The organism is Paenibacillus turicensis, from assembly GCF_017873435.1.
GTDB lineage: Bacteria > Bacillota > Bacilli > Paenibacillales > Paenibacillaceae > Fontibacillus > Fontibacillus turicensis.
The window spans coordinates 74595-89421 of the sequence record NZ_JAGGKG010000009.1 but is presented as its reverse complement, the minus strand read 5'-3'; the positions used below and the strand labels follow the sequence as shown (position 1 = coordinate 89421).

The 14827-nt window shown below is 38.7% G+C and carries 15 protein-coding genes and 1 other annotated feature; of the genes, 8 read left to right on the top strand and 7 right to left on the bottom strand.

Annotated elements, in window-relative coordinates:
- Nucleotide 1 precedes the first annotated feature (1 nt).
- The gene (gene trpS, locus J2Z32_RS11025; RefSeq protein WP_210089214.1) at nucleotides 2-988 is read right to left on the bottom strand and encodes a tryptophan--tRNA ligase; all 987 of its coding nucleotides are present in this window, start codon (nucleotides 986-988) and stop codon (nucleotides 2-4) included.
- A 77-nt stretch (nucleotides 989-1065) separates the two neighbouring features.
- Nucleotides 1066-1332 (bottom strand) — a binding site (T-box leader).
- A 159-nt stretch (nucleotides 1333-1491) separates the two neighbouring features.
- On the opposite strand from trpS, the gene J2Z32_RS11020 reads away from it, so the two are divergent.
- Together J2Z32_RS11020 and J2Z32_RS11015 are read left to right on the top strand one after the other, a co-directional pair.
- The gene (locus J2Z32_RS11020) at nucleotides 1492-2460 is read left to right on the top strand and encodes an aldose 1-epimerase (RefSeq protein WP_210089213.1); all 969 of its coding nucleotides are present in this window, start codon (nucleotides 1492-1494) and stop codon (nucleotides 2458-2460) included.
- A 199-nt stretch (nucleotides 2461-2659) separates the two neighbouring features.
- The gene (locus tag J2Z32_RS11015) at nucleotides 2660-2893 is read left to right on the top strand and encodes an alpha/beta-type small acid-soluble spore protein (protein WP_210089212.1); all 234 of its coding nucleotides are present in this window, start codon (nucleotides 2660-2662) and stop codon (nucleotides 2891-2893) included.
- 140 nt (nucleotides 2894-3033) lie between these two features.
- Here the strand turns inward: J2Z32_RS11015 and J2Z32_RS11010 are convergent, their stop codons facing one another.
- The 3 genes from J2Z32_RS11010 to J2Z32_RS11000 all read right to left on the bottom strand — a co-directional run bounded on the left by J2Z32_RS11010 (nucleotide 3034) and on the right by J2Z32_RS11000 (nucleotide 7224).
- The gene (locus tag J2Z32_RS11010) at nucleotides 3034-3441 is read right to left on the bottom strand and encodes an O-methyltransferase (RefSeq protein ID WP_210089211.1); all 408 of its coding nucleotides are present in this window, start codon (nucleotides 3439-3441) and stop codon (nucleotides 3034-3036) included.
- 178 nt (nucleotides 3442-3619) lie between these two features.
- The gene (locus J2Z32_RS11005; protein WP_210089210.1) at nucleotides 3620-5002 is read right to left on the bottom strand and encodes an ABC transporter substrate-binding protein; all 1383 of its coding nucleotides are present in this window, start codon (nucleotides 5000-5002) and stop codon (nucleotides 3620-3622) included.
- Between the two features lie 413 nt (nucleotides 5003-5415).
- Nucleotides 5416-7224, bottom strand: a complete 1809-nt coding sequence (locus J2Z32_RS11000; RefSeq protein WP_210089209.1) for a M3 family oligoendopeptidase — start codon at nucleotides 7222-7224, stop codon at nucleotides 5416-5418.
- A 98-nt stretch (nucleotides 7225-7322) separates the two neighbouring features.
- On the opposite strand from J2Z32_RS11000, the gene J2Z32_RS10995 reads away from it, so the two are divergent.
- Both J2Z32_RS10995 and J2Z32_RS10990 read left to right on the top strand, forming a co-directional pair.
- On the top strand, nucleotides 7323-7511 hold the full coding sequence (locus tag J2Z32_RS10995; protein ID WP_210089208.1) for a YycC family protein: 189 nt from the start codon (nucleotides 7323-7325) through the stop codon (nucleotides 7509-7511).
- On the top strand, nucleotides 7508-7741 hold the full coding sequence (locus tag J2Z32_RS10990; RefSeq protein WP_210089207.1) for a hypothetical protein: 234 nt from the start codon (nucleotides 7508-7510) through the stop codon (nucleotides 7739-7741). Before J2Z32_RS10995 ends, J2Z32_RS10990 begins: the two co-directional genes overlap by 4 nt.
- Nucleotides 7742-7860: 119 nt before the next feature.
- Here the strand turns inward: J2Z32_RS10990 and J2Z32_RS10985 are convergent, their stop codons facing one another.
- Both J2Z32_RS10985 and J2Z32_RS10980 read right to left on the bottom strand, forming a co-directional pair.
- Nucleotides 7861-8559, bottom strand: coding sequence for a DUF2225 domain-containing protein (locus tag J2Z32_RS10985; RefSeq protein WP_210089206.1), 699 nt, complete (start codon nucleotides 8557-8559; stop codon nucleotides 7861-7863).
- Nucleotides 8560-8611: 52 nt separating this feature from the next.
- On the bottom strand, nucleotides 8612-9010 hold the full coding sequence (locus tag J2Z32_RS10980; RefSeq protein ID WP_210089205.1) for a globin domain-containing protein: 399 nt from the start codon (nucleotides 9008-9010) through the stop codon (nucleotides 8612-8614).
- Nucleotides 9011-9402: 392 nt separating this feature from the next.
- Here J2Z32_RS10980 and ylbJ point away from each other — a divergent pair, with 392 nt between their 5' ends.
- The 3 genes from ylbJ (at nucleotide 9403) to J2Z32_RS10965 (ending at nucleotide 13064) form a co-directional block, all read left to right on the top strand.
- Nucleotides 9403-10629, top strand: coding sequence for a sporulation integral membrane protein YlbJ (gene ylbJ / locus J2Z32_RS10975; protein WP_210089204.1), 1227 nt, complete (start codon nucleotides 9403-9405; stop codon nucleotides 10627-10629).
- A gap of 64 nt (nucleotides 10630-10693) precedes the next feature.
- Nucleotides 10694-11491 carry an NAD kinase gene (locus J2Z32_RS10970; RefSeq protein WP_210089203.1) on the top strand — a complete coding sequence of 266 codons (798 nt, stop codon included), beginning with the start codon at nucleotides 10694-10696 and terminating at the stop codon, nucleotides 11489-11491.
- Between the two features lie 79 nt (nucleotides 11492-11570).
- Nucleotides 11571-13064 (top strand): S41 family peptidase, encoded by a 1494-nt coding sequence (locus tag J2Z32_RS10965; protein ID WP_210089202.1) that lies wholly within the window; start codon nucleotides 11571-11573, stop codon nucleotides 13062-13064.
- 120 nt (nucleotides 13065-13184) lie between these two features.
- On the opposite strand, the gene J2Z32_RS10960 is transcribed toward J2Z32_RS10965, so the two are convergent.
- Complete coding sequence (locus J2Z32_RS10960) at nucleotides 13185-13502, bottom strand: YutD family protein (protein WP_210089201.1); 318 nt, start codon at nucleotides 13500-13502, stop codon at nucleotides 13185-13187.
- 139 nt (nucleotides 13503-13641) lie between these two features.
- On the opposite strand from J2Z32_RS10960, the gene J2Z32_RS10955 reads away from it, so the two are divergent.
- Nucleotides 13642-14727, top strand: coding sequence for a M23 family metallopeptidase (locus J2Z32_RS10955; RefSeq protein WP_210089200.1), 1086 nt, complete (start codon nucleotides 13642-13644; stop codon nucleotides 14725-14727).
- The last annotated feature ends 100 nt before the right edge of the window (nucleotides 14728-14827 follow it).

The following is a 14827-nucleotide window of genomic DNA, read 5'->3' as shown; positions in this document are numbered from 1 at the left end:
ATTATCTTGGCAGGAAGCCCATTAGATGGCGTACTTCCTTCAATGTTTTTGCTGCTTCCTCTCTTGCACGTTCAGCACCTTGAGCTAAAATACTAGTAAGCTCACCAGACTGACGAATATCATGGTAACGTTGTTGTAATGGCTCAATAAAACCAACCACAACCTCTGCTAATTCTTTTTTAAACGTGCCGTACATTTCTCCCTCATACTTCTTCTCAATTTCAGCAAGTGTTAATCCAGAAAATTGACTATAGATTGCCATAAGGTTACTGATGCCCGGCTTCTCAGCTGGATCAAAACGTACTGCACCACCGGAGTCTGTTGTTGCACGGCTAATTTTTTTGCGGATTAACTTCGGATCATCTAGCAACGTAATATAGCTTCCTGCATTAGGACTGCTTTTACTCATTTTAACCATAGGATCATCTAAAGCCATTACACGAGCGCCAACCTTTGGAATAAATGGTTCTGGAAGAGTGAAATATTCGCCATAACGAGAATTGAAACGTGTAGCCAAATCACGAGTCAGCTCTAAATGTTGCTTTTGGTCATCCCCTACTGGAACTAAATCAGCATTATAAAGCAAAATGTCCGCTGCCATTAGCGCTGGATACACAAATAGTCCGGCTCCGATCGTTTCCTTCCCGGCAGACTTATCTTTGAATTGAGTCATTCGCTCAAGCTCACCCATAGATGCCAGCGTCGTCATGATCCATCCTAGCTCAGCATGCTCCGGCACATGGGATTGCATGTATATTTTAGATTTGGTTGGATCAACACCTGCAGCAATATACATGGCTGCTACTGATTCAGAGCGCTCTCTTAAATCTGCGGGATCTTGAGATACAGTAATCGCATGAAGGTCCACAACCATATAATTACAGTCATAATCATCCTGCAAAGCAACATAGTTTTTTATTGCACCAATATAATTACCAATCGTAATATTACCGCTAGGCTGCGCGCCTGATAATACTTTCTTTTTCATTAGAATATCCTCCTTTAACATATAACTACACAAAACTGTACAAAAAAAACTGAACGCAAAAAAATCCCATCATCCCCGAAAGGGACGTGAGACCGTGGTGCCACCCTTATTCGTCAAATGAAGTCATTCCTAGTGATAGAAATGAACATGTGCCATTTGACCTCAAATGTTCAAATAACGACGAACAAGCCGTCTGGCATACTGTGCTAAAATATAAGTATTCAAGCAGTTGTGCTCAGAACTCCCGAGTCCATTCAGCATAAGGTTACCTACCGATTCTCATCAACCATCGGCTTTCTGACAAAGTACATCCTAAGCTTACTTATCTCGATCAACGTTTTCCAATTTATTAAGTTTTTGATTTTAAAACGCTATACGTTGCTTTTGTTAATGCAATCATAATCGTAGTTTGTCAAAGATGTCAAATCTGATTTTTCGTGACACCAAAAAAGTGTTATGATAAAGCATAAGTTTAAAGATTATGTGGGAAAAGGAGCATCGATATGAACAAAGTGACCAAAGGGCAATGGAATGGTTATGATACTTACATCTTACATAGCCCTGAACTTGAAGTCACGCTGCTACCCCGTTTAGGCAATAATATTATTCGCTTGTGGGATTGTAAACATCAGCGCGATGTGCTTCGCCACCCAGATGAAAATGAGCTGGAGTTTTATTTACAAAAGCCGTATCATTTCGGCATACCGTTATTATTTCCACCTGGTCGAATCAACAAAGGGCAATTTCAGTATGAAGGTCAGCAATATTCATTTGATCGTAATACTGCAAATGACAACCATATTCATGGTTTACACCGTATTCAAAGCTGGTGTGTCAGCGATATTGAAGAAGAGGAAGATAGCTGCGCGATTATCACTGAATTCAATACACAAAATGATGAAAATTGGATGAGACAATTTCCAGCTCCTCTTAAATTAGAAATGACGTTACGTCTACAGGGTTCCGTTCTTACGCAGTCATTTAAAATTACACATTTAGGCGATAAAGCCGTTCCTATTGGTCTTGGACTTCACACTTGGTTTCTTCTCGATGGTGAACCAGAACGATGGCAGATTAAATTACCTTGCGAAGGCATTTACGAGCTTAATGAGGAACAAATACCTACAGGCAACATCGAACCATTAGGCAATCTATCTCTTTTAAAAGAAGGCCTTAACTTAGCTAATCAAAATTTTGATACCCTTTTTCATATCGGCAACCATCCTGCGGAAGCACTGCTTTTACGTGAGGATGGTTATGGAATTAAGTATACTGCCGATGAGGCCTTTAAGCATTGGGTGCTGTTTACAAAAGGGGACATTGATCAGTTTCTCTGTATTGAACCTTATACATGGCTACCTAATGCGCCTAATCTTCCTGTCTCACCACAAATCAGTGGTTTAATTGGTCTTCAGCCACAACAAACAATCTCAGTTTCAACAAAGCTTGAGATCCTATCCGCATTAGAATAATTGAAGAAGAGTGAGTTAAGGATCCCACATCCTAACTCACTCTTCTTTTTGTAATCTAATCCCTTTAACTGTATCTATGCTTCTCGTTTTGCATCTAACCTTCTGTGTAATATTTACCAATATATTTACTCTGTATATGCTGTATATTTTCTCTCCTAAAAACCATACTAACATCACAACAGCAAAGGAGGTGACACACATGGCAAATAACAATCAAGGCGGTAGCCGTACTAACAACCTTGTTGTTCCTCAAGCAAACGCTGCTCTTCAACAATTGAAATATGAAGCTGCTCAAGAGTTAGGCGTTACAATTCCGGCTGACGGTTATTACGGGAACTACACTTCTCGTGAGACTGGATCTCTCGGAGGTTACATCACTAAACGTCTAGTACAAATTGCGGAGCAACAATTGTCAGGTCGTTCTAACCTGTAATTGTCATTACTCCATATCAACATATGAGAAACAGGCGTACTGTGCATAACAGGCGCCTGTTTTTCAATATATATCATTGTTACATCATGATCTTTATTTCAGTGTAGATATACAGCAGGATTTCATTTCAAGAAATCATATCACGAAGTCATATCGTTGCTATATGTATGTTTACGTCCTTGGTATCTTTGAACCATTAAACTTGCCATATTATAATTGGATTCAATAATAGCATCTACGATAATTTTCCCTTGGCGTAACGCAAACTCATAACTAATTTCTCCATGAGTCCAATAATGCTTAAATTTTAATGCATCGATCGCCATCTCACGAAATGTGTTAAATTGCTCTCCATTCAGACCATTTTCCTCTTGCGCTAACATCCCGCCACGTCCTGCAATCGGATTATGCTTAATTCCAAACTTCCCAATCACATTGTTACGAATCTGTATAAATACGGTTCCTGACGACATCGCTTTTAGCTCTACTTCTAATTCCTTAAACACAAGATCAATTTGCCGAGCAAGAGAAAGTTCTGTAGTATTCAAATCACATTCCCCTTTTATAGTTAATTTTACCCAATTGTTAGGTATTAAGACTCATTATATTCCATAATTATACTATCATCAACACAAACTACAAAAATAGGTATATTTTACTGAAAACTGGACAAAAAAAGAGCATATCTCACATAATTGTGGAGACATACTCTTAGGGTACTACATTCTATTTACCACTTTCCTTGGACGCCTCATCTTTTATTGCCTTATCTAATATGACTTGTCCTTCTTGTTCTATTGTTTGAAGTGCTTCATCCATCGATTTTTTGTTGTCCTGAACCAATTTCATCTCTCGATCTACAATCGGCTGGTATTGAGGATAAAAACTTTGTGGAATTTTACTCATGTCTTTTGAAACTGCGCCTTCCAGCTTCGGTTGTAATTTATAGAACACGTCAAGGCTCACACCCTCAAATTCCTTTGAGTAACCCATTCGAGACATTAGTCCGTTATTTAACGATTTTGATTTAACCTTAGCGAAATCCTCGCCATTCACGTATTTAATAAATTCCCAAGCGGCATCAGCATTTGGTGAGTTAGCTCTTATTGCAAACACTTCATTAAACTTAATATTTCGAGATTTTTCTGGCTCCGCCGGATCAATCGGCCCCGCAACGATACCAACTTGAAAAGGTTTATAATCCTTCATTGAATCCTTAGCATTTTTCATCACACTTAATGAATAAGCATTGCCCGTTGTCATTGCCGAACGCCCCATAACAAACAACTGACTTTGATAAAAATCTTCTATGGTCCCCCCCTGGAACGTACCGTCCTTAGGATTGTAAATTACACCCGCATCGATTGCCTCTTTAGCAAGCTGATAGGTTTGCTTCCATGAATCGGTATTTAGTGTAATTTTCATCGTGTCTGTGTTTATATATTTCAAGCCTTGGGTCGATGCGATTTTCATTGCTAAATTATCAATTGTCATCCCATAATCATTGGCAAATCCATAAATACGGGTTTTCTCATCGCCATCAGTGGGAAAACGGCGCGCTAGATCAAGGATTTCCTTCCATGTCATACTATCGTGTGGTACATCAACCCCGTGTTTGGCGAATAAATCTGCATTATAGAAAAGAGCGTTTCCATAAAATGAGGGGGCTAACCCGAATAGTTTACCTTCCCCTTTGTCCTTCAGGATCTCGATCAATGCTGGATAAATATTTCCAATATCATACTTATCTCGTTCGATCAGGGTATTAAGCTCCATTAATTTACCTTCTGCAGCAAATTTCTCATATTCTTCCATACTTAACGCAACGACATCTGGTTGTTCCTTCTCAATGAGATCTGCTAGCGCTTTACTTAAGTCCTGAGTATCTCCCTGATAGATACTATTTGTCGGAATCACTTCAACATCAATATTAGGGTATTTTGACGAAAATACATCACCATATTGAGTAGCAAAATACGCTGCATCCATATACATGATTTTAAGACTAGAGTGCTGCTCTTGTTCCTTGGTTGGTGCACTGGAGCAACCTCCAAACAAAATACCACATAACAAAATCAATAATGACTTACCAACCCATTTTCTTCTCATCATAACCTCCAAGTAATAGCTTTATTTTACTTCTCATATTAAAAAGTAGAAGCCAAAGGGAAGTAATCTGAAGAATCTTGGCTAAGTGCTTGGAAGAGGGTGATTAAGCAGTCTTCGTATCTAAGAAGTTGTTGTGCTAAGATTCTTTGCAGAATAGATCAACAACCATCTTATCTAATTCATATTCCATATTCTAAGTTTGTCAAAATATAAGAGGATTGTGTGAACATAACGAAGTAGTGATTATTTTCACTTTAAAATACAATATTTCCCTTACCTATAAATCTACGATAGCATTTAGTTTTTACTATATAAATAAAATCAAGGTCAGAAATAAACCTCACCCCCTTACATTTCCAGGTTAAGTAACTAGGAATCATAAGGGGGTGGGTTAATTTATAAATAAATTGTCTTTAATTTTCCTCAGTTAACGCCAAGAAATCCTCGACATCTTGAATTGCAAGCTTCATCGCATCTTCCCAGAAATCAGGCTGCGTTAAATCAACGCCAAGATGCTTGGAAGCAAGCTCCTCTACATTCATACAACCTGTGTCCCGCAGCAATGCATCATATTTAGCAGCAAAAGCAGTCCCTTCTCGTTTCGCAATCGCATAAATGCCTGTGCTGAACATATAACCAAACGTATACGGGAAATTATAGAACGGAACACCTGTAATATAGAAGTGAAGCTTAGATGACCAGAAATAAGGATGATAGCTGCTAAGTGAGTCCAAGAAGGCTTCACGTTGAGCTTTCTCCATTAATGCAGAGATTTCCTCCGCCTCTAGTGTTCCTTGTTTACGTAGCTCATAAAACCGCGTTTCAAACAAGAAACGAGCATGAATGTTCATAAAAAATGCAATACTACGTTGTACCTTATCGGCAAGTAAAGCAATTTTTTCTTCTTTAGATTGTGCGTTTTGTACTAAAGCATCTGATACGATCATTTCGGCAAAAGTAGAAGCAGTTTCTGCTACGTTCATCGCATAATCTTGATTAAACATCGGTAGTCCATCCATCAAATATTGATGATAAGCATGTCCTAATTCATGCGCCAATGTGGACATGTTGGAAACCGTTCCCCCAAAGGTCATAAAAATACGCGTTTGCTTACTGACTGGCAGAGAGGTACAAAATCCTCCTGGACGTTTCCCGTTACGATCTTCGGCTTCAATCCACTTTTGATTAAATGCGTGGGTAGCAAAATCAGCTAGTTTTGGACTAAACTTAGCAAATTGCTTCACGATTTCTTTTGCCGCATAGTCATAGGTGGTTTGTCCTGATGTATTGCCAACTGGAGCATCTACATCACACCAGCTTAGCTTATCCACACCTATCATTTTGGCTTTACGATCCATATATTTAATAAATAACGGCTTATGCTTATTAATTACCTGCCACATCATGTTGAGGGTGCCTTCAGACATTCTATTAATGGCAAGCGGCTCCTTAAGCACGTTATCCCAGCCACGATTTTCATATAGCTTTAGTCTGAATCCAGCTAATGCATTTAAAGTGTCTGCACTAAAGTCAGCCGTATCCTTCCATGCCTTTTCCCATTGTACAAAGGTTTCCTCACGCACATCACGATTGGCGTCATCCAGCTTATTCGCAGCTTGACCTACAGATAGCTGAACTTCATTTCCTTGCTCATCCTTGCTTGGGATATGAATGTTGGCTACGATCGTATCATAATGCTGACCCCACGCATGATAACCAGAAACAGCTAAATCAGAAGCTAAGCTTTCCAGTTCAGGAGATAACTTCTCTTTGGCCTCATCCCTTTTTTCAGTTAGGACAAAGGCGATAGGCTTCATTTCTTCCCGTTCCATCCAGCCTTGCCATACGTCATCAGAGGTAAGGAATAAAATATTGTGGAATAAAGTCATCATATTAGAGGCTTGAGCATCCAATGAAGTCACCTTGCCAGATAACTGAACTGCCTTTTTGTCATGTTGATCTTGTGCTGTTAAGCATTCAGTGAAGCTAGAAGCTTCTAAAATTCGGGCTGACACATCTTGTAATTGTTTAATGATGGGATCAAGCAAATAAGTTTCCTCTACAGAGGTAGGTGCTTGTTGATTTTTTAACGTTTCGTTTAATGCTTGAATGTCCTTTTCTAATTGGGCTAAAAACTGCGGAAAGGCTTGACCTGTTGATCCTCCTTCAAACAAGCTATCAAGGTCCCAAGTTAAAGCTACTGGTTCATTTAATTGTGACAATATTATTCATCCTTTCTAAATACCACAGACATGGTTATGATAATGTGGTAATATACATTTTAAATAAAATTCAAACTAAATTAGGAGGGCAATGCTCCATGCCACCATTAAAAATATCTGCCGAAACTGCAATCAAACTTTCAGAAAAGCTGAAGGTGCCCATTGAACATTTAATGCATATGCCTCAACATATATTACTTCAAAAACTTGCAGAACTTGCCAAAGAAACGCCAAGTGAGGGGCAACAAGTTCCAACAGACTCAACAGAAGAGGATAAACAATCATGATTCCTTTTAATCGCGCCTTACCTTACGACATCTTTACGAAGGATGTCTACGTGCCCACCTGTCCATTTTGTGGACAAGAGCAGGTGTTAATTCCAATAAAACCATCTGAAATTCAAGCCGCACATGAAGGCAAAAAAAAGCTCGTTGTTTTTCCTTGCTGTGGTAACAAATTGTTCGTCACAGACAGTGATCAAGATTATTTAATGACGGATACAATTGTTAGACGATAAAACATAAGTACGCATAAACATAATACTATGAATACGAAAAGTCATTGGTTTTGCATTTTTGCTCCACTACTGTCCAACCTTAACAAGTAATGGATAGCAAAAATGCAAACGATTATAGGTTATGACTTCATTTCATCAGGTAACTCATGTCCCCCTGACAGCATATCTTCACGTAATAATGCCCATTGCTCTCTTGAAGCACGAATCATCGCAGCGTCCATGATCTTTTTATCATTAATAACTCTAGAGAACCATTGTACCGCTTCATTATAACGACCAACTCTACGGTTAAGTTCTCCAATCAAATACATCAGACGAGCGTCACTGCCACTAATTCCCTCCAATTCATATACTTTTATGTAAGACTCCAACGCATATTGTAAAAATCGAAGCTCCTGCTCCTTATTATTTTGATAACGATAGAGCCAAGCAATATGATGAAGCAGGCTAGCGATAATACGATCCTTCTCCCCAATCGTTTGAGCACAAAGGAGCGCTAACTTATACGTTTCTAATGCGGATTCCCAATCTCTTTTCCCACTAAAATCTCGTTTAATATAGCGACTACCTATATTTTCTTGATACTTCGCACGTTGCTGATCATTTAAACGATCTAATGAATTTTCTGTGGAGGCAAATCCACAAGACGGGCACACACGTACAACATAAAAATCAGGATTTTCATTATTATAATATCTACAAAAATCAGTATCACTACTTGCTGCACGCTTAAAGCTAGGACGTACTCTAGAAGTCATAAATTCATGTTCACAGCACACACATTTAATTTTAATTTGAAATAATGGTTCCAGCTCCACTTTGTGTCTTCCTCCCAACATTAGTCATGAGCTAAAGAATACAATAATCGGCTTAGGGAGTATTTACAAAATGAAACGCGGGTCCAGACAGCCGTTTAAGTACAATTTCTTTAAGTGATTCCTCCACCTGAATTTGTTCCAGTGCTTCATTCATACAGCTTAACCATGCTTCTGCTCTTTCTGGTGTAATCGGAAATGGCATGTGTCTTGCTCTCATCATTGGATGACCATGTGCATCAGAATACAACGCAGGGCCTCCTAAAAATTGAGTAAGAAACATCTCTTGCTTTTCCATCACAGGGACAATATCCTCAGGAAACAATGGACCTAACAAAGGATGGTCTTGTACCTTGGGATAAAACGCCTCAACTAGACGTTTAATTGTATCTGCACCACCAAGCTGATCATAAATACTGTCACTTTGCTTCAAATTTTCCAACTCCAAGCTCATTTTTTAAATCGATGATGGCATCTCTTCATACATAACCACCAATTTTTTGCTTAAAGCTTATTATATCAAAAAAAAATAAAAGCTCCTAATAGGAGCTTCCACGTATAGTTGTAAATAATATTTTAGTAACTGCTCCAATCCTCTTCACCAGAATGGATATGAGAGGCGCGAATAACATAAACAAAGGCGCATACGAGTAATCCTGCTATATAACTCATATTATCACTCCATTCACATAAATTCTAGGTATCAAGTCATTGCTTCTATAGTCTTATTCTAACACAATTTCGAAATGAATCCACCCTTTCTGTAATCGCTTTCTTAGGTTTTTTTTGTGATGTTTGTCCTCTTTCTCTCATAAGCTTAACTATGACTAGGATGGAGGAATTAAAATGAAATTAAAGCATCTTCAACATATATTGCTCATTTTATTATTATTTATGTTAAGTATTCTTATGTTTTATTATCCAGACTCTACATGGAAATCTGGGGTTCGAGGTCTTGCGATCTGGTGGGATGTTTTATTCCCCTCCCTTTTTCCTTTTTTTGTTATTTCCGAGGTGATGCTTGGATTTGGTATTGTACACTTCCTAGGTACGCTACTGGATCCCTTAATGCGCCCGTTATTCCGTATTCCTGGTAGCGGAGGCTTTATCGTTGCAATGGGCTTTGCTTCAGGTTATCCCATGAGCGCTAAGCTCACTGCTAAGCTACGGAAGGACAATCTCATTACACGAAGTCAAGGGGAACGTCTTGTTTCGTTTACAACAAGCTCTGATCCGATCTTTTTAATTGGCGCGGTGTCCGTCGGTTTTTTTGGTAACCCTAAGTTAGCTTTAACTTTAGCACTCGCCCACTATGGGAGTGGCATGTTACTTGGGGTATTTTTAAGATTTACCACACCCAAAGAAGAAAAAATGAATATGCAAAACGAAGCAGCACGTAAAATTAGTCTCAAGCAAGCCTTTCAAGCCATGCACGAGGCAAGACTCAAAGACGGAAGAAGTGTTGGACTTTTACTTCAGCAGGCTGTGACCTCCTCCTTACAGCTTATGACTGTAGTTGGTGGTTTGGTCTTATTTTTTTCTGTTATACTTGAAGTCCTTACGGTATCTGGTATTATGAGCTATTTAGCCCATGGTTTGGAGTGGATATTAGCACTTATACAGCTACCACCTAATTTAGGCGATTCCTTAATTGGAGGTTTATTTGAGGTCACATTAGGAGCAAAGGCTGCTGCTACAACCGCGGTATCACCAATGCTACAGGCCGCAGTTGCCGCTTTTATATTATCGTGGGGAGGCTTATCCGTACATGCTCAAGTTGCTAGTATTTTAAATGAAACAGATTTAAGATATACCCCTTTTCTGCTTGCACGTCTGATCCATGCTTTTCTCGCTGCATTTATGGTCACTTTATTATGGCGATTTACGATGGGTGCATCTAGCTCATTTATTAATTTAGGTATTCCTGTACTTAATCCAACTGAGTATATGTCCAAATGGGTCATATTTACAACGAGTTTAAGCTGGTTCATGTACATGATTGGCATAATGCTACTCCTTTTATTACTAAAAAAAATGAAGCAAATCATCACAACATTAAAAAACATACAATGAAACATTGTTTTCTATGAAAGAATTGATTATGATCGTTGTAACTAATGATAAGGAGCCTTTAACCTTGAAATATTACGTACTTGATCGTGGCGATGAGCTATCTGTTAATCTTAGTCAAACCTTTCATAAGCTAGCGTTTGAGCATGGACTTAGGCTTGATGCAGAATACCCTGATATCGTTGTATCCATTGGTGGGGACGGGACAATGCTCCATGCCTTCCATACATTTATCGATCGAATTTCCACTACTGCGTTTGTTGGTGTACATACAGGTCATCTAGGTTTCTATGCAGATTGGAAAAGCGATGAGATTCCACAATTGATGAGTCTGATGGAGAGCCATGCAAATGGGGAGCGACCTCGAATCGCATCCTATCCTATTATTCAACTGGATATTATTAAAAAATCAGGTACTTTATCTACCTTATGCTTAAACGAGTTTACAATTAAAAGTGTAGACGGTACCGTAATGGCACAAGTGGATATTAATGATCAAATGTTTGAAATGTTTCGTGGCGATGGCATCTGTGTCTCTTCACCTTCAGGTAGCACTGCCTACAACAAAAGTTTAGGGGGCACCGTTGTTCACCCTTCCATTGAGGCTTTGCAAATTTCCGAAATTGCATCGATTAACAATCGTGTTTTTCGTACAATGGGCTCTTCGTTGTTGTTACCTGCACACCATCATTGTGATATATACTCTCGTAAGGAGCAAAATTTGATGCTGACCATTGATCACCTTAGCATTCCTGTCAACGATCTTATTTCTGTTCGCTGCCAAGTTGCGGAGCAAAAGGTTAGCTTTGTTCGTTATCGTCCATTTCCATTTTGGACAAGAGTACGTAATGCGTTTTTAGATTAAGTGTTGTTTCATGTATGTGTATTCATGGGATTTATGATCAAACACATAGATTCAATTTAGAGAGAAAAGGAAGATACCCATGTTGTTTACAAAGTTTAAAGTAAAGTCTCATGCACTCATTATTGTACTTAGTATAAGTGTATCTTTATTCACTCTGCCTCAAGCGCTTGTATTTGCACAAAATACAACCACAGCTAACAATGTGGAAGCCTCCAGCTCCGAGGAACGAAATAAAGAATTGTCCTTGTTTGAGGAAGTGCTTGATTATTTAGATACTTATAATATTCAAGGTGTTGAGCGAGAGCAATTTGTTGAAAATGCATTAAGAGGAATGGTTTATACACTAGAAGATCCATACAGCGATTATTTTACAAAAGAAGAGCTTCAAGCCTTTCAAGATGGAATTTCGCAATCGTACACAGGCATTGGGGTTACACTCCGCTTTAGAGATAATAAGTTATATGTCACTGATGCGCTTGATGGCTCCCCTGCTAAAATGGCGGGTATTAAAAAGGGAGATATCATTACCAAGGTAGATGGAGAAGCTATAACTAGTAAGGAAGATACGATCCTTATTCAAGGAAAAGAAAACAGCTCCGTTGTTTTAACGATTTTACGTCAGGGCAAACCATTGACGTTCACGATAAATAGAGCTTCATTTTCACTTCCATCTGTTAGAGGACAAATGTTGCCTTCCACAAAGGTAGGATACATCTCTATCGCTTCCTTCTCTGAGCAAGCTGATAAACAATTTAATCTGAAATTGCAAGCACTGAAAAAGGAAGGCATGACTTCACTTGTTCTTGATTTACGAAACAACTTAGGTGGTTATGTGGATGCAGCCAACAATATTGCTAAACAATTTATAAAAAATGGAATTTTAATGTATACATCTGACCAAAGTAATGAGTTATCCCCTGTTAGAATTAGCGGAGGTACAAATATAGGAATGCCCGTGGTCGTGTTAGTAAATGAGCAAACAGCAAGTGCTTCGGAGATTTTAGCTGGTGCATTGCATGATAATGGTGTTGCGGTTACGCTAGGTTCTCAGACGTATGGCAAAGCTCGTATTCAAAATATATTCTCATTATCTAACGGTAGCGCATTAAAACTAACTGTTCAGCGTTACTTAACACCAAACAAAGTCGATTTTAATCATATTGGACTAAGTCCAGATATTGTTATCGATAATAACGCTACAGCGCAATTAATAAGTGGAATGTATAAGGCTGGCGTGAGAAAATTGGAGCTAAGTGGGAGTGTTTATGGCATTGCCATTAATGGTAGCCCATTTGCTGGTGAGCTTGATGTCATCCAAAATGGAAATAAAACGAAAACATATGCCCAAGCCCGTGTGTTGTCCTCCCTAATTCGAGGTGACATAAGCTGGAATAATCAGACACAAAAGCTGATTATTAGGGATAAAAACGGCAAATCCAAAGTATTTACAAAAGCTTCAGGCAATGTGAAATTAATACAGGATGAGGCCTTTATCGAGCTACATGAGTTTCAACGCCAATTTCCAGGGTTAAGCTGGAGTTATCATCAAGACACACTAAAGTTAGCTTATTAGTCATAGCTTAACAATAAAATAACCCGAGTGATCAAGAAATTCTAATAAGAATTTGGAATGATCACTCGGGTTTTCATGTCTATTTTATGATGTTAAAGGTTAAGAAGCTTAAATTTAAGCTTAGGCCTCTGTATTTTCAACTGGAGCCGGAGCTGTTGCATTATTATCTTTCACTCTTTGTAACACAAAATAGGCACAACCAAAATTGCAATATTCGTTAATGTAATCTGTGATTCCGGAAAATGCGGTGTCTCGATTCGCTTTCGGATGGGTGTCACGTAAAAAACCTTTAAGTCTTAGCTTTTCATAACCCCAGTCTCCGATAATGTAATCATATCGGTCAAGAACCTCACTATATTTCTGCTTAAATGCTTCCGGATTCCAAGCTTCGCGATAATTTTGAATTAATTCATATGTTTTATTACCTATTTGAATCAAGCTTTACTCCCCCTGAGCATTATAATCACGATTTATTATAACATAGCTCGTCTTTGAATACGATCATAGACTAAGAATCAGAATAAAATTAGAAATTTTAAACAAACTAAGCTCATTGCTTGTTAAGGAGGAGTTTGGTTTGCGGTCATTGCAATTTAAAGGTACACGTCGTTTTTCTACAAAGGTATGGATTAGTCTTTGCTGTGTAACTGCTCTTCTTGTTGTCTATTTATTTTCAGGCATAGGTGGCGCAAGAGCAGCAGCTCCTGACTTGCCTGTCCAAGCGACCAATAAAGATGACGTATATAAGCAACGTTTAACCTTATATAAAGATATTTCATTACTTACTAATGTCCCTTGGTATTGGTTAGCTGCATTAGATCAATATGAGAGATCGATTACACCTCAAAAAAAAATAAATAAGTCGAGTCATCGCCTAACACAGATCTCTTTTCAAGAACGACAATGGGAAGGAGCATTAAATCCAAATCCTTCTGATCAGAATCCAACAACAATTGCGATGTTTGGTGGAATTGGAATTGATGCAAATGCTGATGGCAAGGCAGATCCGAACAGTGATCGAGATGTGTTATTCACTGTGGCTACCTATTTATCAAAATCAGGATATAATGAAGATGATATTCGAATTTCTTTATGGCGATATTATCAAAAGGATTCTGCGGTCAGACGTATTCATCAGTTTGCCAAAATATATAAGCAATATGGTCAATTAAATCTTACAGACAGTAAATTTCCGTTGCCTTTAAAAAGTATTTATACGTACCGAGACACTTGGGGGGCGCGTCGGGGCTGGGGTGGCTTACGAATTCATGAAGGGACTGATATTTTTGCCCCTCATGGCACACCTGTTCGAAGTGTATGTAATGGTATTATCGAGACCAAGGGGTGGAACCCTTATGGGGGCTGGCGAATTGGTATACGTGATCTTAACAATCGTTATCACTATTACGCACATTTACAAGGCTACAACAAAAAAATTGAAGTTGGCACCATCGTTGAAGCAGGACAAGTGATCGGTTGGGTGGGTAGCAGTGGTTATGGTCCAAAAGGAACGCAAGGGAAGTTCGCTCCTCATCTGCATTACGGCATTTATCGGGATACGGGCTCGCAGGAGTGGGCATTTAATCCTTACCCACTACTTAAACAATGGGAACGACAAGAAAAAATAAGCTTAACGAAGAAAAAGGCTGAAACTACACAGTAGTTCGGCCTTTTTCTTTTATTTTTAAGCGACATTCTTCAGAACCGCTTTGTCTCTTCGCTATTTTGGGTTAGCGGTCAAGAGCTCATTTCAAGTTTGATCT